Source organism: Ferruginibacter albus, assembly GCF_020042285.1.
GTDB lineage: Bacteria > Bacteroidota > Bacteroidia > Chitinophagales > Chitinophagaceae > Ferruginibacter > Ferruginibacter albus.
This window is the reverse complement of record NZ_CP083388.1, coordinates 3,257,978-3,281,920: the sequence shown is the minus strand read 5'-3', so window position 1 is coordinate 3,281,920 and position 23,943 is coordinate 3,257,978. Positions and strand designations below refer to the sequence as shown.

Genomic DNA, 23,943 nt, shown 5'->3' with positions numbered 1-23,943 from the left:
ATAATTTAATATTCTCAGTATGAAAAAGTATTTAGTAAGGTGTCTTTTCTTTATCATTTGTATTGGAGCGTTTGCTAATGTAGCAGATGCCCAAAAGAAGAGAACTGCTACCAAAAGAAGCACTACAAGAAAGACTACAAAGTCGAAGACTAAAACAAAAGTTAGTCCTACGGCTGCGGTAGATTCAGTAGCAACTCCTGCTCCGGCTGCGGCAGCTCCTGCTCCGGTAAATGATAGCTTGCCTATTAAACAGGTTCTTAAATCTTTGCGCCGTGATGCGTCTGTTGATGATGATGCGATAAGAGATAGAACACCATTACCCTATGATCATATTCGTGCAGATGATGCGGTTTACAGGCAACGTTTATGGCGGGAAATAGATGCAAGAGAGAAAATGAATTTACCTTTCCGTTACGCAGCGGATGAAAATAACGGTAATCAACGTTTTATTTCCATCTTGTTGCAGGCAATTCAGGATAGTGTTGTAACAGTGTTTAGTAGTGTAGATGACAGGTTTACTACTCCTATGACAAAGGCTGATGTTGCTAAAGCTATTGGTGGAGAACCAATACCTGTAAAACAATATGATTCTTTGGGTAATGAAATAGGTGTTGTAATGAAAGCTAGGGAGATCAACTGGGATTCTATTTATAAATTCCATATTAAAGAAGAAGTTGTTTTTGATAAAGAAACTTCAACCTTGGTTTGGCGCATATTAGGAATAGCTCCCGTAATGAATGTAATTAGTTCTCAAGGTATAAATCTTGGCCAAACTGAATTATTCTGGGTTTATTATCCTGATATGAGACCTGTATTTGCTAAATACGATACTTATAATGGTAAAAACTACGGAGCAAGAATGAGCTGGGAAGAATTATTTGAGAACAGAATGTTTAGCGGTAGAATATATAAGAGTTCCATGGATAACCCTTATGATCAGGATTTAAAGAATATGCCTGGTTTAAAGGACAATACTCTTTTTCAATTGTTAGAAGGAGAAAATATTAAAGATAAAATATTCAACTACGAGCAAGATTTGTGGCAATATTAATCTGATCAAAATTGATTTTAAAAAAAGCTCTTCATTTATGAAGAGCTTTTTTTTATACATAAGGTTCACTAATATACACTTGACTTTTGTTAAGTACTTTATATAGAAAAAACCAGGCTAGTTTTAGTCGTAAAATGCATTTTCAATTATCTTTGCCTTGGTTTTTCATAGGATATTGGATTTTAAAGCGGGGCCGGATTTCTATCCAGCCCCTTGTTTTTTAAACAGGATTACTATCGTGAAAGTGTTTATAAACAAGTGTAGCTTTTGATACTCCAATAACTTCAGCCAATTCTTCAATACTCTTTGTTTGAATGTTCTTTATTGACTTAAATTTTTTTAATAGGCTATCAGCTGTAATCTTGCTGATTCCTTTAATTGCTTCCAATTCGTTTTTAAAACTTCCTTTGCTGCGCTGGTTTCTGTGAAACGTAATTCCAAAGCGATGCACTTCATCTCGTATTCTTCGTATTAATTTCAAGCTTTCACTATCCCATGGAAGCTTAATAGATTCCTTATCTCCCCAAAAAAATATCTCTTCTTCATTCTTTGCTAATCCAACCAATGTCATCTGGCCTTCTAACTCCAGTTGCTGGATACTTTCCATAGCGGCGCTTAATTGCCCTTTACCGCCATCAATAATAACCAGCTGAGGCAATAGCTGATTTTCTTCTTTTAAGCGCTTATAACGCCTGTAAACCACTTCTTTCATGGTAGCGAAATCATTAATGCCGGTTACAGTTTTTACATTGAACTTTCTATAATTCTTCTTATCCGGTAAACCATTCTTAAAATATACCATTGCTGATACAGGATAACTGCCCTGAAAATTTGAGTTATCAAAGCATTCTATATGGTCAGGCAAACTGGTTAGTTTAAGATAATCCTGCAGCTCTTCCAAAATTTTTAATCGATCTTCTTCGTTGGTATTTTCAAGATGATTTAATTTTTTTCGTTTTAATTCTTCAATAAAGTAAGCCACATTCTTTTCAGAGATCTCGATCAATTTCTTTTTATCACCGCCTTTAGGTACTACTACAAAAACTCCTTCTTCAGGATATTCCACAGCAAAGGGAAGAATAATTTCTTTTGCTTCGCTGTTGAAAGTTTCTCTTAATTGCGCAATCGCTAACGGTAAAATTTCTTCTGCAGTTTCGTCCAGCTTTTTTTGTAAGGCAATGGTTTGCGTTTGAATAACTGTTCCATTGTTTATCGAAAGATAATTTACATAAGCAATATCTTCCGTTTCACGAATTGTGAAAACATCCGCAGTGCCTGTATAGTCGCTTACAATGGCAGATTTGCCTGCATACTGTTGAAGATTTAGTAATTTCTTTTTTAGTATTTCTGCTTTTTCAAATTCCAGCTTTTCAATATTATCCTGCATTTCATCTTTCAAATGCCTGCTCACCGGCGAAAGATTTCCTTTTAAAATATTTTTCACCTGTTGCAATCCTTCATTATAATCTTCTATTGTTTGAAAGCCTTCACAAGGTCCTTTGCAATTACCCAGGTGATATTCTAAACAAACTTTAAATTTTCCTTTGGCAATATTCGTTGGCGTTAAGTTGAGCTTACAGGTACGTAAAGGAATATTCTGCTTTATAAAATCAAGCAACTCCTTTGTTTTTACAACCGAAGTATAAGGACCTAAATAAGTAGAACCATCGCTTAATTTTTTCCTGGTAAAAAACACACGCGAAAAAGGTTCTTTCTTAATTACAATAAAAGGATAGGTTTTATCATCTTTTAAATTGATATTAAAGATGGGCTGAAACTGCTTTATTAAAGAGTTCTCCAACAAAAAAGCATCATGTTCACTGTTTACAATAGTAAACTCAATCGAAGAAATGCGTTGAACCAGCTCGTGTGTTTTATACGATGTAAATGTTTTGGAAAAATAACTGGACACCCTTTTGCGAAGGCTTTTAGCCTTGCCCACATATAACAGATCTCCTGCGGCATCAAAGTATTTATAAATGCCGGGTTGTAAAGGAATGGAGGATGCTATTTTTGAAAACTCCGATTGTGTCATTTGTATGTTCTGAAAATATCATTTTCCTACTATTCAGGAGACCAGATATATTTTTCCGTTTTTAAGACTTCGCTTTTTCCGGTTGTGTCCGTAACAATGGTAGTAATAGTTGCAAATTTATCTGTCTGCCATAATAACTGCTGTATCGTATCCAAAGCAATACCTTTTATTTTTTTTGCGATGTATATTTTATCTACTTTTTGGGTTTCAGGATTTACATATACCGTCCAGTTCATTAATCCGATGCTATCCGGTACTTTAGTTACGGGACTATACGTTAAAGTAATGGCATTTAAACTTCTATCGTTGAATTTTGATTCGCCATAATATTTTATGAGATTGGTTTTGCCTATTTCAGGAGAAAAGAAGGGTTGCAGCATGTTCTTTAATTCTTCTCTTTTCATGTATTGTGTATCAGATTTTTCCTTAATAGTAAGAATATGGCGAGGTGTTACCAGCAACGAATCAAATAATAAGGCTTGTCCTTTTAAATAGTCTGTAACAGGAAAAAATGAAAGTTTTGTTGTGTCACCTTCTGGTTGTACAGGAACAGGTGTTGCCGTTTCATCATTCGTTTTTGAGGCACAACTGTATAAAAAAAGAACGATGGCAAAAGCAATAACTATATTTTTCATCTTTCAAATTTAGGCAAAGCAATGTAATCGCAAAGTGAAAAATAAAGTGGCTTAAAGCAATAAAAAACAAAAACCGATGCAGGGTACGAAGCATCGGCTTTTGAAAATCAATCATTATAGTTGTCTATATAAAAACGCCCCCTCATTTAAAAAATTGCGGAGGAAAACAGATATAATTTTTAACTATTTAATGAAGTGTTTTGCTTACGCCGAACTTAATACCAAAGTTGGCAAATTTCTCATCAGAGAGTGTATAATTCTTGTTATAAAGAGAAGAGAAGCGGTAGCGAACCTGTGGTCCAAATTGCCAGGAAATGTCCTTGATCTTATAGGAAATGAACGTTTCAAAACCGGCATTTAAATTCCACCTGTTTAAGATAGAAAGGTCGTTTCCATTACCATTGTTATCTGCAAATGAATAAGTATTTCCGCCTGCTATATAAGTTGGTTGAATTGTAGCACCTGCATTCCATTGAAGATTATTATTCTGCAATAGTTTAAATTCAACACCTATAGGTAAAGAAAATTGATACATTTCATTGTGTAAAGTAACAGGCAGCTCTGCTGCTTTAGGGATCAAATCTGTATTAAATGAATTTTGATAAGCTTCTAAATTATAACTGGCATAATTAAATTGTAAGCCTGCCTTTAATTTGATAGTATGTGTCAAGGGGTATTGCATGGCAGTCCCCGCTTCTAATCCAAGCGATAAAGGCTGGCTGAATTTTGATGCGTCCTGTGCAAAAGCTATATCACTGGTTCTGTTATCTGTATATACAAAATAAGGAGATGCATAAACCTGTAAGGCCAATTTGTCTTCCTGTTTCTTTGAAATATGAAGATCAGGATAGTTTTTTGGAGTAGATAATTCTTTTATTTTTAAAAATGGCTTATTAATTACTTTAGACTCACTGACAGCAACGGCAACAACTTCTTTTTGTGAGCTTACTGCAGAAATATTTTCTTCATTTGGTGCAACAGTATTGATAGGAACATTAAGTCTCGGCTTATTTTCAAAAATACTTTTTGCACTAACGGTATAGTGTAACCTGTTTTTCTGCCTGGCATCGGCAACCGCCATCATAGCTTCTTGTTTAAGCCGGTTTGCAACATTTATTATAAGAGGCTCATTTTTAACAGGTGCTGAAGACGGGCTAACAGCCTCAACGGTATTAGTAGTAATACTGGTATTCCAATAACCAACTGCCAATAAGGTTGTAATTAAAAAAAGACTGGTAAGTATTGAAGGAAACTTGCGCCCGGGAGAAATATTATTGTAAATGCTTTTCCAAACTTTTTGTGTGGGATACATTCTGAAGTTGTCTGAATTTTCTTTCAGCATTCTTTCAAAACTGTCACTATATAGCTTGCTCTCCATTATTTATTTAGTTGCAGTTGCAAAATTGGCACCGCTGTGACGACCATTTAATAAAATGTGTTTCTTTAATAAAATATCTTCCAGCATTGTTTTGGCTCGTGTGTATTGCGAACGGCTGGTGCTTTCTTCAATATCCAACATGTTGGCGATTTCTTTATGAGAATAACCCTCAATAGCATATAAGTTTAAAACCGTACGATAACCGATCGGTAGTAGCCGGATGCATTCCACAATTTGTTTTGCCTGAACAATAGACGGAATATTTTCTTCAGTAATTTTTAAACCGCCTGCATAAGAGATATCGACACTGTCGGAGAATTTTTTATTTTTTTTGAGCACATTGATACAGGTATGAACAATGATCCTTCTTACCCAACCTTCCAGCGCACCTTCGTTTCGGTATTGATGAATTTGTGAGAATATTTTGATAAAGCCTTCCTGGAGCATATCTTCTGCATCTTCCTTATTTCGTGCAAAACGATAACAGACACCCAGCATACGAGGACTAAAACGGCTATACAAGGCTTCCTGCGAAGCAGCATTGTTTGTTCGACATCCGGCTAACATAAGCTCTTCTGTCATACTTGTGCCTGGGGTTTATCACATAAATATAGTAAAAAACTGACGAAAACGGGCAGCAGTCAATAGCTCAGCCTATATCAGCACATTTCCTGTCATCTCTTTTGGAATAGGCAGGTGCATCATCGTCAATATAGATGGAGCAATATCACCCAGCTTACCGGCTTTAACCGTTCCTTTCCATTCGTTGTCAATTACAAAAAGCGGAACAGGGTTTAGGCTATGTGCCGTATTGGGAGAACCATCTTCATTTATTTCAAAATCTGCATTCCCATGATCAGCCGTTAAGAAAACAGCATAATCACTTTTTAAGGCAGCCGTTACTACACGCTCAACGCATTTGTCAACTGTTTCAACCGCTTTAATTACAGCACTCCAAACACCTGTATGTCCCACCATGTCAGGGTTGGCAAAATTCAGGCAGATAAAGTCGGCAGATTTTTTTTCAATCTCAGGAACAATAGCATCTGTCAGATCATAAGCGCTCATTTCGGGTTGCAGATCGTATGTAGCCACTTTGGGGGAAGCTTTTAAGATGCGGGTTTCGCCTTCAAAAGGTTTTTCTCTGCCACCACTAAAAAAGAAAGTTACATGCGGATATTTTTCTGTTTCTGCAATGCGTATTTGAGTTTTTTTATTTTGTTCTAAAATTTCACCCAATGTATTTTTCAGATCATCATTAGAGAAAACCACGTTCACATTCTTAAAGCTATGATCGTATTGCGTCATTGTAGTATAATGAAGCTTCAACGTTTTCATACCAAGATCGGGCATATCCGTTTGCGTTAGTACCTGGGTGATTTCACGACAACGGTCTGTACGGAAATTAAAACATATCACCACATCGTCATCTTGTATTTTAGTATTGGGCAGGTTGGAATTTATAATTGGCTTAATAAATTCATCGGTTACATTTTCATCGTACGATTTTTTTACAGCAGCCATCAGATCCGTAGCTTTTTCACCAACGCCATTTATCATTCCATCATAAGCTAATTTTACACGTTCCCAGCGCTTGTCTCTATCCATTGCGTAATAACGGCCGGTAATGGTTGCAATAGCACCGGTTGATTTGTCAAGATGTTCCTGTAAGCTGGTTAAAAATCCTAAACCGCTTTTGGGGTCCGTATCGCGTCCATCGGTAAACGCATGAATCAATACATTTTTTAATCCCTTATCGGCACAAAGTGAAGTAATAGCTTTTAAATGGCTTGTATGAGAATGCACGCCACCATCGCTAACCAACCCCAGCAGGTGCAATGTTTTATTATTGTCTTTCGCAAACTTGATAGCATTTAATAATACTTCATTTTTGGCAAACTCACCCGAACGGATAGCTACATTTATTCTTTCCAATTCCTGGTAAACAATTCTGCCGGCTCCTAAATTCAAGTGACCTACTTCGCTGTTGCCCATTTGCCCGGCAGGAAGACCGACCTCTTCGCCGCAGGTAATTAAAGTAGTGTTGGGATATTTACTATATAAAGAACTAACAAAAGGAACGTTAGCATTTTGAATAGCATCGCTGCTCTTAATTTTTCCTAAACCCCATCCATCCATGATGATGAGTATAACTTTTTTTGATTCCATATATCAAAACTAACTTTTTTTCAATGTTTTAAATAAACGGTGAAGAAAAATATTCTATATGGCTCATTTTTTTAATAAGATTGGCACACTTTTCGCAAAAGGAAGAGCGGCAATGGCTAAACGTATGAAAAAATTTACCCTTTTACTACCTATCATTATCTTGTTTTCTTCCTTTGTAAGTCTTACTTCCATTGATGATATAGTTGTGGCATTAAATACAGGCAATGTATCAAAGCTCACAAAATACTTTGATACGAATATTGAACTTTGCACGCCTGAAAAAAGTAATAACTATAGCAAAAGCCAGGCGGAGTTAGTGTTAAAAGACTTTTTTTCCAATAACAATGTAAAAAGCTTTGCTATCATTCATAAAGGAGAAAACGCAGGCTCACAATATTGTATCGGAATGTTGCAAACATCCACCGGAGTTTATCGCACTACTGTTTTTATGAAACTACGCGGCGGTAGTCAATATCTCCAGGAGCTTCGTTTCGAAAACAGGTAAAAATATTCCTAACAATTACCAGCAGCCTGTAAGAGTTTCTTTTACAGGTTTTTTCTTTTTTGTGACCAACCTCTTCACCTTATTCATCATTCTTGTGTCACTCACTTGTATGGCATACCTTTGCGCATCATGAATTACGATCTGCAATTAGAACATTTGATCAAGGAAGCTTTAGCAGAAGATATTGGTGATGGCGATCATTCCACGATTTCTTCTATCGATAAAAATGCTGTGAGCACAGCTGTGCTAAAGATTAAAGAAGCCGGCATACTAGCAGGCATGAGTGTTGCCGAGAAAATATTCCGCCAGGTGCAACCCGATATTGTTTTTACAGGATTTAAAAAAGATGGGGAAGCCATGCAATTCGGTGAAACCGCTTTTGAAGTAAGCGGCTTAACGCATACCATTTTAAAAACCGAACGGCTGGTATTAAACTGTATGCAAAGAATGAGCGGTATTGCAACGTTAACGAAACAATACACCGATAAATTAAAGCCATACAAAACAAAGCTGCTCGACACCCGCAAAGCAACACCTAATTTTCGTTTATTGGAAAAAGAAGCAGTGCGTATAGGCGGCGGAGTTAATCATCGTTTTGGGCTGTTTGATATGATCATGCTGAAAGATAATCACATTGATGCTGCAGGCGATATCGTTACAGCTATTGAAAGAGCTTATCAATATGTACAACAAATAAAGCCCGGATTAAAAATTGAAGTGGAAACCAGGAATATTGATGATGTAGCAAAGGCACTTTCTACAAAAAAGGTCGATCGTATCATGCTGGATAATTTTATACCGCAACAAATTACCGAAGCCTTGCAATTAATTAACGGTGCTTGTGAAACGGAAGCAAGCGGCGGCATCAACTTACATAATATTGAAGAATATGCAGCTACAGGCGTAGATTATATCAGCAGCGGTGCAGTCATTCATCATGCAGTAAGTTTGGACCTAAGCTTAAAAATAAAACTGTAACCGTGAACAAGAAAAAATTAAACAGCTTAGGCGGATTGGTTTATTCAACCGATCCCAATTTTAAATTGGAAGATGATACTATACAGAATGAAGAGACCTTGATTCCGGCTCAGCAAAAATTACGAGTAAAGCTCGAAACCAAACATCGTGCAGGCAAAGCCGTTACGTTAGTAGAAGGCTTTATCGGTAAAGAAGCGGATAAAGAAGAACTAGGTAAAAAATTGAAGTCTTTCTGTGGTACCGGAGGCTCTGTAAAAGATGGTGAGATAATTATCCAGGGTGATAATAGAGATAAAGTGTTGCAATGGCTGCTTAAGAATGGATATAGTAATTCTAAAAAAAGCGGCGCTTAGATCTTCGATTAAAAATTCGTGCTGTCAAGGCATCTTTTCATTTTCAAAAAAACTTAACGCTCCGCTCGGGCATTTTTTTACTTGTTCTCTTATTTTATCCGTATCGGCTTTACTCATATCGATCCATGGTCTTCTTCTCGGGTCAAAAACCTCAATTAATCCATGGGCACAAATGCCGGAGTGGATGCATGTTTCAGGTTTCCACACAACTGTAATATCTCCGTTGGTATAATGTAATGTTTTCAGTGGCATTATGAACTTTTTATGTAATTAAATCGTTATGTAAGTTACAAAAGATTTTTTCTTTTACTTTTACATAAAGAAAAACCTATGATATCTAAAATATCAGAAGGAATAAATATAAGCGTGGAAACCTTTTACCAGCCTGATTACAGCAATCCTGTAAACAGTGAGTATATGTTTGCATATCGTATCACTATCGAAAACAACAATTCATTTCCCGTAAAATTATTGAGAAGACATTGGTATATTTTTGATGCTACCGGCAGCCTGCGGGAAGTAGAGGGAGAGGGCGTTGTAGGAGTGCAGCCACAGATCAATCCCGGAGAGCAATATCAATATGTAAGTGGTTGTAATTTTCGTACAGAGATGGGAAAAATGTATGGCACCTATTTAATGGAAAACAGCAATAATAAAAAACAGTTTGACGTTACCATTCCCGCTTTTGAAATGACGGTTCCGTTTAAAATGAATTAGTGAATGGTCAATACTGAAATTATTGTTGAATAATTCTTCTTCGCACTTTCACCACTCACGGTTTATACTTCGCTTCCTGGAAGATTTTTTCGTCATCTGTACTCATCAATTGTTTTAAACTCATCTCTTCATTCTTACTCATATATTTTTTTACGATCTGCCAACCTGAAAAAGAACCTAAGTTGCCGGGAGCACCTTCGCCCAAAGCCTGTGTTTTGGGGCTTTCGCCTATATAATTTTTTATGATGTCGGGATTGTGTTCTTGCAAAAGAGAATTTTGAATGAACATATTCCAAACGATCGCTTCGTTTTTATAACAGTCTTTTAATTGTTGATCTGTATAGCCTATCAGCTTATATTCTTCTGTAGCCGGTAATAATTTGCTTAAGATATATAAGCGCTTCCCTTTCTCGATCATTTGTGTAATTAAAGGATCATCGTTTTCTTTTTCGGGATAGATGTCACTTAAAATATTTTGTGTGGAGTTTATTGCGATATAAGAAGGTTCAAACCTTGCTGAAACATAAGCAGGGTAAGTTTCCTGAACCTGGTCAATTTTATATAACGGATAATTTTTACCTAAATAATGCTCTAGCCCGATACCCAATAGTTTATAATCGCTCATTAAAAAATTTCCTGTTCCTTCAATAGGGGCAATGTAAGTAACAACGGTGGTTGGTAATTTATAATCAGGGAAATAATAGTTAATATACTGAAACGCCTTAACGATCTCATTTTGATAAGGAGTAAAATCTTTAAAGGTCAATTGAGAGCTATCATATACGGTCTTATATAAATTTAAAAAACCACCAATGTATTTATTCGTGGTGTCTATTGGCATTGCTGGATTTGTTTCTAATAATTCAGAAAAAAATACAGGAAGAAACCGGGGATACTTTGCCTTTAATTCATTTATATGTTGAGGGAAATTTGCAGAATCAGCTGCAAAAAAATCCTGTTCAAACCGTTGCGTGGTAAGGTTTATTTTAATATTGGAAACATCAGGCGTTTTATTGTTCCTGCAAGAAAAAAGGAAGACGGTAAGCAGCAACAACAGAATGTATCTTCTCATAGATTAAAATGCTATTGAATAAATTAACTTTGTAAAGAAAGAAAATAATTCTTAAAAATAAAGTTAAGCACCCCTCAACGTTGTATAGATGAAAATATTCCTGGCGCAGCAAAACTATCATATTGGCAATTTTGAGAGCAATACCAAAAAGATCATTGAAGCTATAAATACAGCAAAGCAAAGCGGTGCCGATCTAATTGTGTTCAGCGAGCTATGTATTTGCGGTTATCCTCCAAGAGATTTTTTAGAGTTCGATGATTTTATTGCAAAGTGCTATCAAAGTATTGATACTATCAAGCAACATGCAGATACCATTGGTGTCTTAGTAGGCGCTCCGGATAGAAATCTTACCAAAGAAGGAAAGGGATTGTTTAACGCTGCTTATTTTTTATTTAATAAAGAAGTGAAACAGATGATACATAAAACCTGCCTGCCTAATTATGATGTGTTTGATGAGTACCGTTATTTTGAACCTGCTTTTGAATGGAACATTGTTGAGTTTAAAGGAAAGCGTTTAGCCGTTACTGTTTGTGAAGATATCTGGAATGTGAATGATAAACCCATCTACCGCATTTCCCCGATGGATAAGCTGATAACACAACAACCGGATGTAATGATAAATCTTTCGGCATCTCCTTTTGACTATACACATGAGGAAGACCGAAAGGCAATGATAAAATCGAACATTAAAAAATATAAGCTGCCCGTTTTTTATTGTAATACCGTTGGAAGCCAGACGGAGATCGTTTTTGACGGCGGTTCTTTGGTGTTTGATAAGCATGCCAACTTATGTGCAGAATTACCCTTGTTTAAAGAAGCCTTCCAATCTTTTCAATTGAATGATGATGGAACGATCGCCGGCATTCCTGTTGAAGAAAACAATACTATTCCTGATAAAGAATTAGATCCCGAACAATTAGAAGCTGAATTAAATATAGCGAGAGTGCACGATGCTATAGTGATGGGCATTAAAGATTATTTTTCCAAGATGGGCTTTACGAAAGCTATACTCGGGAGTAGTGGAGGAATTGACAGCGCTGTAACATTAGCATTGGCCTGCGAAGCCTTGGGGAATGAAAATGTGCGGGCGATCCTATTGCCTTCACAATACTCAACCGATCATTCAGTAAATGATGCAGAACAATTGAGTAAGAACCTGGATAATCCTTATGATATCATTCCTATTAAAAATATTTTTTCATCTTTTACTGATGAATTAAAGCCGATCTTTAAAGACCTTCCTTTCAATATTGCAGAAGAAAATATTCAAAGCCGCACAAGAGGAAATTTGTTAATGGCTATTGCCAATAAATTTGGATACATCCTATTAAATACATCTAACAAAAGCGAATTGGCAACGGGTTACGGAACGTTATACGGCGACATGGCAGGCGGGTTAGGTGTATTGGGAGACTGTTATAAATTACAGGTATATGCACTGGCAAAATACATCAACCGTAATAAAGAGATCATTCCTGTAAATATTATTACCAAGGCGCCAAGTGCAGAGCTTCGACCAAATCAAAAAGACAGCGACAGCTTGCCTGAATACGATGTGCTTGATAAGATTTTATATCAATATATTGAAAGAAGAAAAGGCCCCAACGAAATAAAGCAGCAAGGATTTGATGCTGCTTTAGTTGACAGAGTGTTGAAAATGGTGAATATGAATGAATACAAGCGCAATCAATTCTGCCCCATCATTCGCATTTCACCAAAAGCTTTTGGTGTTGGTAGGAGAGTGCCGATTGTTGGAAAATACTTGTCTTAAGAAGTGCAACGTTTAGGCATTATATTTTCTCCACCACTACAGCCGTTCCGTACGCTAATACTTCTGTAATCCCATTCATTACTTCATTGGCGTCGTAACGTACGTTAATGATAGCATTGGCGCCACGTTCATTAGAATGTTGTATCAACAATTGATACGCTTCTTCTCTTGCTTTCTCACAAAGGTTAACGTAAATAGAAAGTCTGCCGCCAAAAAAGCTTTGTACACCTCCTGCGAAATTTCCCAGCACGCTTCTGCTACGTACTGTAATGCCACGTACAATACCCAAATGTTTGGTAATACGATAGCCTTCTAAATTAGTGGAAGCCGTAATTAATTGTTCATCTACCATAAAATTGAATTAATAATTAAAGATTAAGATTGATAATGCGATTTAAAGCTAAGTACATGAATCCTAAAATGCAAATTTTAAAGATCAACAATAGATAAAATAATTCGTATAATTCGTGCAATTGAAATTAAATTCGTGCTGCATGAAAGCAGCGGTTTATAAAAGCACAGGAAGCTGGTACATCGTTAAGAATGATCTTGGCAACACATTCAACGCCCGTATCAAAGGGAAATTCAAGAACGATGAGCTTACTTCTACCAACCCGGTGGCAGTAGGCGATATAGTGGACGTTGAAATGGAAAATGAAACGGAATCAACCGTAACAATCACCAATATTGAACCCAGGCATAACTATATCATACGCACATCACCGCACAGCAAAAACCAGCATCATGTTGTTGCGGCTAATCTTGACCAGGCTGTTTTATTCGCTACATTAAAAGATCCAAAAACATCACAAGGTTTTATAGACCGGTTTTTAATTACTGCCGAAGCTTATCATATCCCGGCTATTATCATTTTTAATAAAGCTGATCTCTACAAAAAAAAAGAAACGGAGAAATTTGATGCACTAAGATCGATGTATGAAAATATCGGTTACAAAGTATTTTTGATCAGCGTTGAACAAAATATCGGTGTGGATGAAATTAAAGATCTGCTGAAAAATAAGATCACCTTGTTAAGCGGGCATTCAGGAGTAGGCAAATCCTCATTTGTAAATACTATTCTGCCGGAATTAAAATTAAAAACACAGGATGTAAGCGGCTGGAGTGGTAAAGGAATGCATACAACTACTTTTGCCGAGATGTTCGATCTTTCTTTTGGCGGTAAGATCATTGATACACCCGGTATTCGTGAATTGGGGTTGGTTGATATTTCCCGGCAGGAATTATCACATTATTTTCCGGAAATGAAAGCAATGATGAACGATTGCCAGTTCAATAACTGCATGCACATCAATGAGCCGGGCTGTGCAGTAAAGCAAGCCGTAGCCGATGGCAATATTACCATGGAACGCTACATTAGCTATTGCAGCATTTTAGATACTATCAGCGATAAAAATTATTGAGGTTGTTTCTCACAATGGAACAACGAATACAAAGCGACAAAGCATTGTTTACTTTATAACCTTTGCGTTCGTTGCGAGAAATTAATAAGCGTGATGCTCTAAAAATTGCGCTACTTCCAGCACGGCATTATTTTCTTTCAACACACTTTTTTCGTGATGCGGAAAAATTGATACGCCGCCGAAAATGCTGTAATGCAATGTCAGCAATTGGTTCCTGAAACGAAAATCCCAGTCAAGATTTTCAGCATCATCTACCTGGTTTAAAAATTTTACATGAAGATGAGAAGCTAAGGTGTCGGCAATGGAATAGAATTTTGTAATGCCGCAATTGTCGTCGATTACTGCTTCGGTATTGCCGCTTTTCATTTTAAGATGGTAGCACATAAATTGGATTTTAAAGTTTACGGTTTAAGGAATACATACGATCTTATTTTGAAACCAGTTTTTAAAAGCTTTGAGCACCTTTAAATTTGGCTTTTTGTGACGCTTTTATAGCTTTGGGATCACCACTGGCGATCTTCTCTGCTCCTACATTTCTTCCATTGCTCGGGCATCCGTATTGGTCCTTATGAAAAACCGAGCAGGATGTCATTACCAGTGAAACGCATACTGCAATTATTGTTAACTTTCTCATATCTCAAAAATACTCTTTTAAAAATGTTATTACAATTAAGCAATCTTAAAATTTACTTAAACCATCCGCTGTATTTAAGGTAATTATCCGCAATGCGATTTATCTCGCCGCTGATCAATTCCTGCGAAATGGCTTTCACCTTTTTAGCCGGAACGCCGGCATAAATACTTCCCGCTTCTACAATGGTATTTTCAAGAACTACGGCACCTGCCGCAATAATGCTGTTGCTGCCCACTTTCACGTTGTCCATTACAATAGCCCCCATGCCAATAAGCACATTATCTTCTATAACGCAGCCATGTACAATTGCATTGTGTCCAATGCTAACATTATTTCCTACAATTGCCTTGGTTTTTTCAAATGTGCAATGAATAACAGCGCCATCCTGCACATTTACCTTGTTTCCCAGGCGTATGCTGTTTACATCGCCGCGTACTACAGCATTGAACCAAAAGCTGCAATCATCGCCGCACACCACATCGCCTACAATAGTAGCGTTGGGTGCAATAAAACAATTATTTCCAAACGTAGGTGAAACACCATTCACCGGAAGAATTACTGCTGACATAAGTATTTATTATTTTAGATTGAATGTTTACTGTTGATATTATAAGCTTTAATTACGTTTTGCTGCCGAATCCTTACATTGAGACGTTTTTAGCAATGCTTTCAGGCTATCGTTAATTGTTTCCAATGTTTGTTTTACTTTTTCACGGTTAACAGAATCGGTAATAAAATTATCTAAGATGCCTTTTTGTTTAAAGGCGGCATACACAGTATCGTTAGCTTTTAAAAACGTATTACTTAACGAGGATTGAATATTGATAGTGCTGTTAAATAAAGGATCGAATTCTATCGTAATCAATGAACCCATAGGAATATTTACTTTTTCGTTCAAAATGAGCTTAGTTAATACTTTGGTTTTGTATAATTCAGTATTATCCACGTGTCCAACGGCAATGCCGTTCATGAATACCTTGGTATCTTCTGTTACTCCATCTACTCTATCCGAAATAATATACAATGGGTAATTCTTTTTACAACTAAACAATAAAAAAGGGAAAAGAAATATGATTAAAATGTATTTCATTTAATAGTAAATATCAGCTTTTAACTTTACTCATGCTTTACAGGGAAGCGGTTTCAACTCAAATTCCCACTTATAGTTAAAATATATGCTGTGGAGTAGTTCCGGTGCCCATATTTCCGATAAACCTGTTCTCCGGGACTGCCCCACTGCCCCTGTTTCCGGTAAGCCTGCCTTCAGGGGCTTCTCCAGTGCCAATGTTTCTTGTAAACATGCGTTCCGGGACTTCTCCAGTGCCTATGTTTCCAACAAACATGCCTTCCGGTAACCCGCCGCTTACATAAGCTTTATTGCAGGTAATATATATCCAGCTTGTTATCGGCAATATTCCAGTCTGCAATATAAAAGTCTTTAGCAGCACGGTATACTTCTACTTTGTCGTGCTGTTGATGATTTATCTTGGTTCTTGTTTTTATCGTATTCACAGTAACATCATAATAGTAAAGGTAAACCTGCTTGTATCCAAATTCTATAATTATACGGCTACCACCCTTAAGCCATTTGTTTTCTACTACTATTTTGTCAAACTCGTGCAGGATACGGTGAGTAACAATATTCCGCTTAGTGGTATCATACATGTCATCTGTAAAGTATTGCCGTGCCGGTAAAAAATTCACTTTGTCCTTCATCTTATAATAATATCCGGAATCAATAGCTTCAAAATTTTTACCCCACTCAGGGTGAGCCGTATTAAACATATTGGCATCAATATAAAAGGGAGTAGTGGAATTGGCGTTGCATAAAAAAAATGTTTGCCCATTTTCCACAGCACCAAACTTTTTAGTTTGAATATTGTCGGGAGTAACCTGTACTATTTCTTTTATTTGGTTAAAAACCTGCTGTCGAAATTTGCTTTCTTCTTTTATAGTAGCTGCATGTAAAAGCGAATCGTTTTTGGACACAGCAGTATCTCCTTCATACTGCGCTGACTGAAATTTATTTCTTATACTATTAATATCATAATACGCCAAAGAGTCTTTGCGCTGGTAAGACGGTGCATAATACTTCCATTGTTGAAAAAACACATTTCCTTTTACATCTGTAAAAAAGCGACTAACACCTGGCAGGCATGAATCCGTAAAAAAAAGCTTGCCCGAGTGCAGCGCCGCTATATGATACGTGAGATAATAAGAATCTTTACTGAAGTTGGATGTAATTATAACCAGGAACAGCGTATCGTTTCTGTTCAAATAGCAAACTTCTGTTTCTTTAGCAGGGTAGACACTAAAAACTTTTTGTGCTTTTAATTTCCCATCTTCAAATAGCGGAAAATTGGGTATTTGAGGAAATTTATCTTTTTCGACTTTAGCTTTTGGATAATACCAGCAGGATGCCAGCATACAACATACCACCAAGTATAGCCAACCTTTTATGCTGGTATTCAAAATAATCATACGCCCACTAATTTAGTAACCAATTTATACAATTTTTATTTCAATTAGATCGGCTGCTAACAATACATGTAGCCAAGTTCTGCCATAACATTCACAAAGTTTACGACATTTGTGCAGTATGAATCTTCGCCAGTTATTTTTAAATCACGTAGGACAAACATCTACCGCTCCTTTAGCATTGGAAATTGTAAAAGCCGAAGGCACTAAGCTGTACGATGCTAAAGGAAAAGAATACATTGACCTGATAGCCGGCATCAGCGTTTGCAATGTCGGGCATCGCCACCCAAAAGTAATTGAAGCCATAAAAAAGCAGCTGGATGAATACATGCACATAATGGTGTACGGCGAATTGATAGAAAGTCCGCAAGTGCTTTATGCAAAAGCACTAACCGAACACCTGCCTGAAACATTAAATGCTGTTTTTTATACAGCTTCCGGTGCAGAAGCAACAGAAGGTGCCATGAAGCTGGCAAAACGTTACGCCGGCAGAACAGAGATCGTCTCTTTTAAAAGATCCTATCACGGCAGTACGCAAGGCGCATTAAGCATAATGGGCGATGAATATTGGCGTAATGCGTTTCGTCCTTTATTGCCGGGTATTCTTCAGCTTACTTATAATTCATTTGAGGATCTGGAAAAAATAACCGAACAAACAGCCTGCGTAATTGCAGAAACCATACAGGCTGAAGCCGGCGTAGTTGTTCCGCAAAAGGAATGGATAACGGCATTGCGTAAACGCTGTACCCAAACAGGAACATTATTGGTGCTGGATGAAATACAGTGCGGCTTTGGTCGTAATGGTTCTTTATGGGCATTTGAACAATTTGATATTGTGCCTGATATTTTATTATTAGGCAAAGCATTGGGAGGCGGAATGCCTTTGGGGGCTTTTGTAGCCGATAAAAAAATAATGGATGCATTGAGTGATAACCCTGTGTTAGGGCATATCAATACATTTGGCGGTCACCCGGTTTGTTGTGCTGCCGGATTAGCGGCTTTCAATGTTTTGCTGGAAGAAAAATTGATAGAGCAGGTAAAAGAAAAAGAACAATTATTTATCAGCTCGCTCAATCATCCTGCAATAAAAGCCATTCGCGGCTGCGGCTTAATGATCGCTATAGAATTTGAAAATTATGAATTTAACAAGCAGGTAATTGATAAGCTGATTGAAAACGGAGTTTTTACGGATTGGTTCTTGTTTGCATCCAATTGCCTGAGAATTGTTCCCCCGCTAATTATTACTGCTGATGAAATAAGAAAGGTCTGTAAAAACATGATTGATGTGCTGAATTCCTTTAAAGGATAGGCTCCGTGTTATCAATATGTTAGACCGTTTTATCGATTGACTTTATAAAAAATAAAAGTTATCTTTGCCGACAACTCAATTTACCCCCTCTCTCCACAAGTAAATGTGGCTATCCGATACCTGGAAATCCAAATGAATTATTGCGCCATGCTTTAATCAATGTATTAAACAATTATTGGCTGATGAAAAAAAATTGCCTCTCTGTTCTTATTTTAATAGGAGTACTTATGAATGTTTGTAACGCACAAACATTTACTCCAAAGTATAATTCATCTATAGGGTCCAACATTGTTGGTTATTACGAGTATTTGCCTGCGGGGTATCAACTGCCACAAAATGCAAACAAAAAATACCCGGTCATATTCTATTTTCATGGTGGTAGCCAATTGGGAAATACTAACGGTAATAATTTGGAAAAATTAAAAGCGGCCGGCATTCCATTGGTGATCAATGCAGGCAAAATGCCTTCTAGTTTTATATCCGGCACAGATACTTTTTCTTACATTATCATTTGCCCGATGTTTATTAATCAATACCCGGCTTCGGATGCGGGGCTTGTTATTGATTATATATTGAAGCAAACTTCCACTTATCGTATAGATCCAGGCAAAGTATATATAACAGGCTTTAGTTATGGTGGGCGTGCTACATGGCAATACTTAATGAGCAGCGCTGCCAATGCAAAAAAAATTGCAGCTGCATTACCGTTGGAGCAATTTTGTTATCCAACGCCGGATATGAACACCATGTCCAATGCCGCCAATGCCGGCGTGGCATTATGGGATCTTCATAATTCAAACGATCAAACAGCACTTCCAACTGATTGCGGAACCACTTATGTAAATAAGTTTAATTCTTATAACCCGGCTATCCCTGCTAAGATCACTGTTTCCTGTGTACCAAGCACTTCTTTATGTGGGCATGTTGATACAACACAGAACTATATTTATAATCCTTCTTTGTTCAAATTGTCCGGTACATCTATGTCCATATACCAATGGTTCTATCAATATCGGCAACAAGCTGCCGGAATCCCTCCGGTTGCGAATGCAGGTACAGATCAGGCTATAACATTCCCGGTAAAACAAGCAACACTAAATGGTACAGCTTCATCAGATGCTGATGGAACGATCGCTTCTTATGCATGGCAAAAAGTAAGCGGGCCGGTTTCATTTACTTTGGCAAATAGTACTGCCGCTACTGCAACGGCCACCAACCTGGTTGCGGGCGTGTACCAATTCAAACTAACAGTAACGGATAATCAAGGCAATACTGCTGCGGATACGGTAAAAATTACCGTAACAAATCCCGCTGCGAATGTATTACCGGTGGCGAATGCAGGAAATGATACCACTATATACCAGCCTGCTAACTCGGGTGTGTTAAACGGGAAAGCTTCTTTAGATAGTGATGGTGATATCGAATCGTATCGCTGGCAAAAAATATCCGGTCCTTCGGTAACAATAAGCGACACGACACTGGTTAATCCTACCATTAATAATTTACAATTGGGTACTTATCTTTTTCAGTTAACGGTAACGGATAATCAAAATGCTGTAAAAAAAGATACTGTTCAGATAACAGAAAAAAGCAACCCCAATCAACTTACAGATACGGATGTCATCAATTGTAATCGACCATTTACAATAGTCGTGTTGGGTTCTTCCACTTCTTACGGAAATGGAGCTACACCGATCGATAGCTCCTATGTGAATCGCTACACAGCATATGTAAAAAATAAGAATTCACAAAGCCAGGTGATCAACCTGGCGTTAGGCGGTTATACCACATACCAGGTATTATGCCCTACAGGTCTTACGCCGCCGGCTAATCGTCCTGCACCTGATACGGCCCGCAACATCACTGCAGCATTAAAATATAATCCTGATGCCATCATCATTAATTTGCCAACGAACGATGTGGCAAATGGATATTGGTTATCGGAACAAAAAGCAAATTATGAACGTGCTATTGCATTAGCCGGCGCTAAAAATGTGCTGGTTTGGGTAACTACATCGCAACCAAGAAATGATATCAGCGATGCACAGCGTGATTCTTTAAAAGCACAACGAGATTGGACATTAAGTCGATTTGGTGTTAAGTCGATTGATTTTTGGACAACCGTAGCAGACACGAACGGTAAGATAGTGCCAGCTTATGATTATGATGACATTCATGTGAATAATGCCGGCCATTATATTTTCTTCACAAGAGTGGTAGCAGAAAAAATATTAGATTCTTTGTGTAACCGGGCCGGTGGACCTGCAGGCATTGCACCGGTTGCTAAAGCAGGAAATGATACGGTTATTACGTTGCCTGCAACTTCAATAACGCTTAAAGGAAACGCTTCTTACGACACAGATGGAACGATCACTAAGTATCGTTGGAAGAAGATCGGCGGGCCGACCACTTTTACTATTGCAGATACAACTGCAGCTCAAACAGCTGTAACAAATCTTGTCCAGGGTGCTTATCAATTTGAGTTAACAGTAACGGACAATTCAAATGCTGTTGCAAAAGATACTATAACTGTTACTGTAAGTGCTGCAGCTACAGTACAACGTGTATTAATAGATGTAGGATCTTCAAATCTCACCGGCTCACCTGATGCAAATGGAAATTATTGGAATAATATGACGGATGGCCGTGCCGGCACCCGTATTCAAAATGCGATATCGACAAAGAACGATGCTACTTCTCTAAACTTAATTGTTATTAATAGGATAGACGGCACCTTTAATACCGGCGCTAATGGATTAAATAATGTTTCTACCGGCATTACGGTTAATGACTATCCTGCATCTGCTACGATCGATTATGCTTTTGCAGATCCCAGTGCTACTAACGGACAATGGCAGTTCACAGGATTAGATAGCACTAAAACATATGCTATAAAATTCTGGGGAACAAAAAGTGATGCAACCAATCGTGTGATACAAATTAAACGTACAGATCAAACTACCTGGACGGAGTATGATGCTGCAACCAATTCGGATTATAATCGTGCGGCGGTTTTTACATTCACAGGTTTAAAGCAGGTAACTTTTGATATACGAGTAAAGTCGGGAAGCCAGTTTGGATATATAAGCTTGGTAGATATCAACATAACATCTGCAGGTACAATGCCACCAAATGTTCCGCCTGTTGCAAAGGCTGGAAATGATACAACGATTCAACTGCCGGCAAGTAGCATAACATTAAAAGGAAATGGATCTTTTGACAGTGATGGAAGCATCAGTAAATACCGCTGGAAAAAGATAAGCGGACCAACCACTTTTACAATAACGGACACTACTGCAGCACAAACAACAGTAACTAATTTGGTTCAGGGCACCTATCAATTTGAACTAACAGTGACAGATAACTCCAATGCTACAGCAAAAGATACGATGAATGCAATTGTAAATGCAGCAACGAATATCCCACCTATAGCAAAAGCCGGCAATGACACTACCATTCAATTACCCGCAAACAGCATAACGTTAAAAGGTAGCGGAACAGATTCTGATGGAAGTATAAGTAAGTATCGTTGGAAAAAGATCAGCGGGCCAACCACTTTTACAATAACAGATACTACAGCAGCGCAAACCACTGTAACTAATTTGGTTCAAGGCACCTATCAATTTGAACTAACAGTAACAGATAACTCCAATGCTACAGCAAAAGATACGATGAGTGCCATTGTAACTGCGGCAACGAATACGACACCTATAGCAAAGGCCGGAAATGACACTACGATTCAATTGCCAGCAAACAGTATAACATTAAAAGGCAGCGGTACAGATGCAGATGGAACGATCAGCAAATACCGTTGGAAGAAGATCAGCGGACCAACCACTTTTACAATAACGGACACTACTGCAGCACAAACTACTGTAACAGGGCTTGTTCAAGGCACGTATCAATTTGAATTAACCTTAACAGACAATTCCAATGCTACAGCAAAAGATACGATGAATGCAATTGTAAATGCAGCAACGAATACACCACCTATAGCAAAGGCCGGTAATGACACTACCATTCAATTACCCGCAAACAGCATAACGTTAAAAGGCAGTGGGACAGATTCTGATGGAAGTATAAGTAAGTATCGTTGGAAAAAAATCAGCGGACCAACCACTTTTACAATAACGGACACTACTGCAGCACAAACTACTGTAACAGGGCTTGTTCAAGGCACATATCAATTTGAATTAACCGTAACAGACAATTCCAATGCTACAGCAAAAGATACGATGAATGCCATTGTAACTGCGGCAACGAATACGCCACCCATAGCAAAGGCCGGTAATGATACTACGATTCAATTACCCGTAAACAGTATAACATTGAAAGGCATTGGGACAGATTCTGATGGAAGTATAAGTAAGTATCGTTGGAAAAAAATTAGCGGGCCAACCACTTTTACAATAACAGATACTACTGCTGCACAAACAACTGTGACAGGACTTGTTCAAGGTACTTATCAATTTGAATTAACGGTTACAGACAATTCCAATGCTACAGCAAAAGACACTATGAATGTGATCGTGAATGCAGCAGTAACGGTATCTTCTCAACGGGTTTTAATAGATGTGGGTTCTACCAACCTTACCAGCTCTCCGGATGCAAATGGAAACTATTGGAACAATATGACGGATGCACGGGAAGGAACACGTGTTCAAAATGCGAAGACCACTACGAATACATCTACTACTTTAAATCTTGTAGTAGTACACAGGATCGATGGTACATTTAATACTTCTGCCAATGGATTAAATAATATTACTACCGGCATTACCGTTAATGATTACCCGGTTTCAGCAACGGCAGATTATGCTTTTGCAGATCCAAGTGCTACCAACGGGCAATGGCAGTTTACAGGATTAGATAGTACCAAAACATATACTATAAAATTCTGGGGAACAAAAAGTGATGCAACAAACAGGGTTATACAAATTAAACGTACTGATCAAACTACCTGGACAGAATATGACGGCGCTGTAAACAATAACTATAACAAAGCAGCTGTCTTTACATTCACAGGTTTAAAGCAGGTAACTTTTGATATCCGTGCAAAATCAGGAAGTATATTCGGGTATATAAGTGTAGTGGATATTAAAATTGAATCAACCGTTACGGCAAGGCCGGCGATACTGGCAGACAACCAGGCAACCTTGAATGTATATCCAAATCCGTTTTCAACCAGTCTTACATTGGATTATAATAGCGACGCTACAGGAACTGCTGCTGTAACGATCTACAATGCAGCCATGCAACCGTTGAAAAGCTTTTCTTTTGTTAAGCAAACATCAGCCGTTACACAAACCATCTCTTTAAATGGGTTATCGAAAGGCGTTTATTTTGTAGAGCTGCTTCTAAATAATGAACGGATCATCAGCAGGGTTATAAAAGATTCCAATAAATAAGTTAGTTAAAAGGTTGACGGATATCCGTC

23 protein-coding genes are annotated in these 23,943 nt (G+C 37.7%); 9 read left to right on the top strand and 14 right to left on the bottom strand.

The features are described from left to right. The first annotated feature begins 19 nt into the window (after positions 1-19). Positions 20-1,051, top strand: a complete 1,032-nt coding sequence (porN, locus tag K9M53_RS14035) for a type IX secretion system ring subunit PorN/GldN (RefSeq protein WP_224016014.1) — start codon at positions 20-22, stop codon at positions 1,049-1,051. Positions 1,052-1,271: 220 nt separating this feature from the next. Here porN and uvrC read toward each other — a convergent pair whose 3' ends face one another. From uvrC to gpmI, 5 genes are all read right to left on the bottom strand, one after another. After that, the gene (uvrC, locus tag K9M53_RS14030; protein ID WP_224016012.1) at positions 1,272-3,086 is read right to left on the bottom strand and encodes an excinuclease ABC subunit UvrC; all 1,815 of its coding nucleotides are present in this window, start codon (positions 3,084-3,086) and stop codon (positions 1,272-1,274) included. Between the two features lie 29 nt (positions 3,087-3,115). After that, positions 3,116-3,721 carry a hypothetical protein gene (locus K9M53_RS14025; RefSeq protein WP_224016010.1) on the bottom strand — a complete coding sequence of 202 codons (606 nt, stop codon included), beginning with the start codon at positions 3,719-3,721 and terminating at the stop codon, positions 3,116-3,118. A 187-nt stretch (positions 3,722-3,908) separates the two neighbouring features. Further along, positions 3,909-5,099 carry an outer membrane beta-barrel protein gene (locus K9M53_RS14020; RefSeq protein ID WP_224016007.1) on the bottom strand — a complete coding sequence of 397 codons (1,191 nt, stop codon included), beginning with the start codon at positions 5,097-5,099 and terminating at the stop codon, positions 3,909-3,911. 3 nt (positions 5,100-5,102) lie between these two features. Continuing rightward, positions 5,103-5,681 carry an RNA polymerase sigma factor gene (locus K9M53_RS14015; RefSeq protein ID WP_224016004.1) on the bottom strand — a complete coding sequence of 193 codons (579 nt, stop codon included), beginning with the start codon at positions 5,679-5,681 and terminating at the stop codon, positions 5,103-5,105. A gap of 72 nt (positions 5,682-5,753) precedes the next feature. Continuing rightward, positions 5,754-7,268 carry a 2,3-bisphosphoglycerate-independent phosphoglycerate mutase gene (gene gpmI / locus K9M53_RS14010; RefSeq protein ID WP_224016002.1) on the bottom strand — a complete coding sequence of 505 codons (1,515 nt, stop codon included), beginning with the start codon at positions 7,266-7,268 and terminating at the stop codon, positions 5,754-5,756. Between the two features lie 58 nt (positions 7,269-7,326). Between gpmI and K9M53_RS14005 the strand changes: the two genes are divergently transcribed. The 3 genes from K9M53_RS14005 (at position 7,327) to K9M53_RS13995 (ending at position 9,104) form a co-directional block, all read left to right on the top strand. Continuing rightward, positions 7,327-7,773, top strand: a complete 447-nt coding sequence (locus K9M53_RS14005; protein WP_224016000.1) for a DUF4783 domain-containing protein — start codon at positions 7,327-7,329, stop codon at positions 7,771-7,773. Positions 7,774-7,902: 129 nt separating this feature from the next. Continuing rightward, on the top strand, positions 7,903-8,751 hold the full coding sequence (gene nadC, locus K9M53_RS14000; RefSeq protein ID WP_224015997.1) for a carboxylating nicotinate-nucleotide diphosphorylase: 849 nt from the start codon (positions 7,903-7,905) through the stop codon (positions 8,749-8,751). A gap of 2 nt (positions 8,752-8,753) precedes the next feature. Then, positions 8,754-9,104 carry a translation initiation factor gene (locus tag K9M53_RS13995; protein ID WP_224015996.1) on the top strand — a complete coding sequence of 117 codons (351 nt, stop codon included), beginning with the start codon at positions 8,754-8,756 and terminating at the stop codon, positions 9,102-9,104. A 24-nt stretch (positions 9,105-9,128) separates the two neighbouring features. On the opposite strand, the gene K9M53_RS13990 is transcribed toward K9M53_RS13995, so the two are convergent. Beyond that, on the bottom strand, positions 9,129-9,356 hold the full coding sequence (locus K9M53_RS13990; protein ID WP_224015993.1) for a (4Fe-4S)-binding protein: 228 nt from the start codon (positions 9,354-9,356) through the stop codon (positions 9,129-9,131). A gap of 78 nt (positions 9,357-9,434) precedes the next feature. Between K9M53_RS13990 and apaG the strand changes: the two genes are divergently transcribed. Continuing rightward, entirely contained in the window at positions 9,435-9,821 is a 387-nt protein-coding gene (apaG, locus tag K9M53_RS13985; protein ID WP_224015991.1) for a Co2+/Mg2+ efflux protein ApaG, read from the top strand. A 55-nt stretch (positions 9,822-9,876) separates the two neighbouring features. Here apaG and gldB read toward each other — a convergent pair whose 3' ends face one another. Further along, positions 9,877-10,893 (bottom strand): gliding motility lipoprotein GldB, encoded by a 1,017-nt coding sequence (gene gldB, locus K9M53_RS13980; protein WP_224015989.1) that lies wholly within the window; start codon positions 10,891-10,893, stop codon positions 9,877-9,879. An 88-nt stretch (positions 10,894-10,981) separates the two neighbouring features. Between gldB and K9M53_RS13975 the strand changes: the two genes are divergently transcribed. Then, a complete protein-coding gene (locus tag K9M53_RS13975) occupies positions 10,982-12,664 on the top strand; it encodes an NAD+ synthase (RefSeq protein WP_224015987.1) in 1,683 nt (560 codons plus the stop codon). Between the two features lie 19 nt (positions 12,665-12,683). Here the strand turns inward: K9M53_RS13975 and K9M53_RS13970 are convergent, their stop codons facing one another. Then, a complete protein-coding gene (locus K9M53_RS13970) occupies positions 12,684-13,016 on the bottom strand; it encodes a YbjQ family protein (protein ID WP_224015985.1) in 333 nt (110 codons plus the stop codon). Positions 13,017-13,158: 142 nt separating this feature from the next. On the opposite strand from K9M53_RS13970, the gene rsgA reads away from it, so the two are divergent. Further along, positions 13,159-14,085, top strand: a complete 927-nt coding sequence (gene rsgA, locus K9M53_RS13965) for a ribosome small subunit-dependent GTPase A (RefSeq protein ID WP_224015983.1) — start codon at positions 13,159-13,161, stop codon at positions 14,083-14,085. Between the two features lie 81 nt (positions 14,086-14,166). Here the strand turns inward: rsgA and K9M53_RS13960 are convergent, their stop codons facing one another. The 6 genes from K9M53_RS13960 to K9M53_RS13935 all read right to left on the bottom strand — a co-directional run bounded on the left by K9M53_RS13960 (position 14,167) and on the right by K9M53_RS13935 (position 17,200). Continuing rightward, a complete protein-coding gene (locus K9M53_RS13960) occupies positions 14,167-14,469 on the bottom strand; it encodes a hypothetical protein (RefSeq protein ID WP_224015979.1) in 303 nt (100 codons plus the stop codon). A 61-nt stretch (positions 14,470-14,530) separates the two neighbouring features. Next, positions 14,531-14,719 carry a hypothetical protein gene (locus K9M53_RS13955; RefSeq protein WP_224015976.1) on the bottom strand — a complete coding sequence of 63 codons (189 nt, stop codon included), beginning with the start codon at positions 14,717-14,719 and terminating at the stop codon, positions 14,531-14,533. Positions 14,720-14,771: 52 nt separating this feature from the next. Continuing rightward, the gene (locus tag K9M53_RS13950; RefSeq protein ID WP_224015973.1) at positions 14,772-15,287 is read right to left on the bottom strand and encodes a gamma carbonic anhydrase family protein; all 516 of its coding nucleotides are present in this window, start codon (positions 15,285-15,287) and stop codon (positions 14,772-14,774) included. Between the two features lie 48 nt (positions 15,288-15,335). Then, on the bottom strand, positions 15,336-15,809 hold the full coding sequence (locus K9M53_RS13945; RefSeq protein ID WP_224015970.1) for an MlaD family protein: 474 nt from the start codon (positions 15,807-15,809) through the stop codon (positions 15,336-15,338). 76 nt (positions 15,810-15,885) lie between these two features. Then, positions 15,886-16,146, bottom strand: a complete 261-nt coding sequence (locus K9M53_RS13940) for a hypothetical protein (RefSeq protein ID WP_224015967.1) — start codon at positions 16,144-16,146, stop codon at positions 15,886-15,888. Next, positions 16,094-17,200, bottom strand: coding sequence for a hypothetical protein (locus K9M53_RS13935; RefSeq protein ID WP_224015964.1), 1,107 nt, complete (start codon positions 17,198-17,200; stop codon positions 16,094-16,096). The genes K9M53_RS13940 and K9M53_RS13935 overlap by 53 nt, the downstream gene beginning before the upstream one ends. A gap of 118 nt (positions 17,201-17,318) precedes the next feature. Between K9M53_RS13935 and K9M53_RS13930 the strand changes: the two genes are divergently transcribed. Together K9M53_RS13930 and K9M53_RS13925 are read left to right on the top strand one after the other, a co-directional pair. Further along, positions 17,319-18,506, top strand: a complete 1,188-nt coding sequence (locus tag K9M53_RS13930; RefSeq protein ID WP_224015962.1) for an aspartate aminotransferase family protein — start codon at positions 17,319-17,321, stop codon at positions 18,504-18,506. A 227-nt stretch (positions 18,507-18,733) separates the two neighbouring features. Further along, a complete protein-coding gene (locus tag K9M53_RS13925; RefSeq protein ID WP_224015960.1) occupies positions 18,734-23,914 on the top strand; it encodes a PKD domain-containing protein in 5,181 nt (1,726 codons plus the stop codon). Positions 23,915-23,943 lie beyond the last annotated feature (29 nt).

Coding starts and splice junctions, on each gene's coding strand:
- porN (WP_224016014.1), top strand. CDS start 20: ATGAAAAAGTATTTAGTAAGGTGTCTTTTCTTTATCATTTGTATTGGA.
- uvrC (WP_224016012.1), bottom strand. CDS start 3,086: ATGACACAATCGGAGTTTTCAAAAATAGCATCCTCCATTCCTTTACAA.
- K9M53_RS14025 (WP_224016010.1), bottom strand. CDS start 3,721: ATGAAAAATATAGTTATTGCTTTTGCCATCGTTCTTTTTTTATACAGT.
- K9M53_RS14020 (WP_224016007.1), bottom strand. CDS start 5,099: ATGGAGAGCAAGCTATATAGTGACAGTTTTGAAAGAATGCTGAAAGAA.
- K9M53_RS14015 (WP_224016004.1), bottom strand. CDS start 5,681: ATGACAGAAGAGCTTATGTTAGCCGGATGTCGAACAAACAATGCTGCT.
- gpmI (WP_224016002.1), bottom strand. CDS start 7,268: ATGGAATCAAAAAAAGTTATACTCATCATCATGGATGGATGGGGTTTA.
- K9M53_RS14005 (WP_224016000.1), top strand. CDS start 7,327: ATGGCTCATTTTTTTAATAAGATTGGCACACTTTTCGCAAAAGGAAGA.
- nadC (WP_224015997.1), top strand. CDS start 7,903: ATGAATTACGATCTGCAATTAGAACATTTGATCAAGGAAGCTTTAGCA.
- K9M53_RS13990 (WP_224015993.1), bottom strand. CDS start 9,356: ATGCCACTGAAAACATTACATTATACCAACGGAGATATTACAGTTGTG.
- apaG (WP_224015991.1), top strand. CDS start 9,435: ATGATATCTAAAATATCAGAAGGAATAAATATAAGCGTGGAAACCTTT.
- gldB (WP_224015989.1), bottom strand. CDS start 10,893: ATGAGAAGATACATTCTGTTGTTGCTGCTTACCGTCTTCCTTTTTTCT.
- K9M53_RS13975 (WP_224015987.1), top strand. CDS start 10,982: ATGAAAATATTCCTGGCGCAGCAAAACTATCATATTGGCAATTTTGAG.
- K9M53_RS13970 (WP_224015985.1), bottom strand. CDS start 13,016: ATGGTAGATGAACAATTAATTACGGCTTCCACTAATTTAGAAGGCTAT.
- rsgA (WP_224015983.1), top strand. CDS start 13,159: ATGAAAGCAGCGGTTTATAAAAGCACAGGAAGCTGGTACATCGTTAAG.
- K9M53_RS13960 (WP_224015979.1), bottom strand. CDS start 14,469: ATGTGCTACCATCTTAAAATGAAAAGCGGCAATACCGAAGCAGTAATC.
- K9M53_RS13955 (WP_224015976.1), bottom strand. CDS start 14,719: ATGAGAAAGTTAACAATAATTGCAGTATGCGTTTCACTGGTAATGACA.
- K9M53_RS13950 (WP_224015973.1), bottom strand. CDS start 15,287: ATGTCAGCAGTAATTCTTCCGGTGAATGGTGTTTCACCTACGTTTGGA.
- K9M53_RS13945 (WP_224015970.1), bottom strand. CDS start 15,809: ATGAAATACATTTTAATCATATTTCTTTTCCCTTTTTTATTGTTTAGT.
- K9M53_RS13935 (WP_224015964.1), bottom strand. CDS start 17,200: ATGATTATTTTGAATACCAGCATAAAAGGTTGGCTATACTTGGTGGTA.
- K9M53_RS13930 (WP_224015962.1), top strand. CDS start 17,319: ATGAATCTTCGCCAGTTATTTTTAAATCACGTAGGACAAACATCTACC.
- K9M53_RS13925 (WP_224015960.1), top strand. CDS start 18,734: ATGAATGTTTGTAACGCACAAACATTTACTCCAAAGTATAATTCATCT.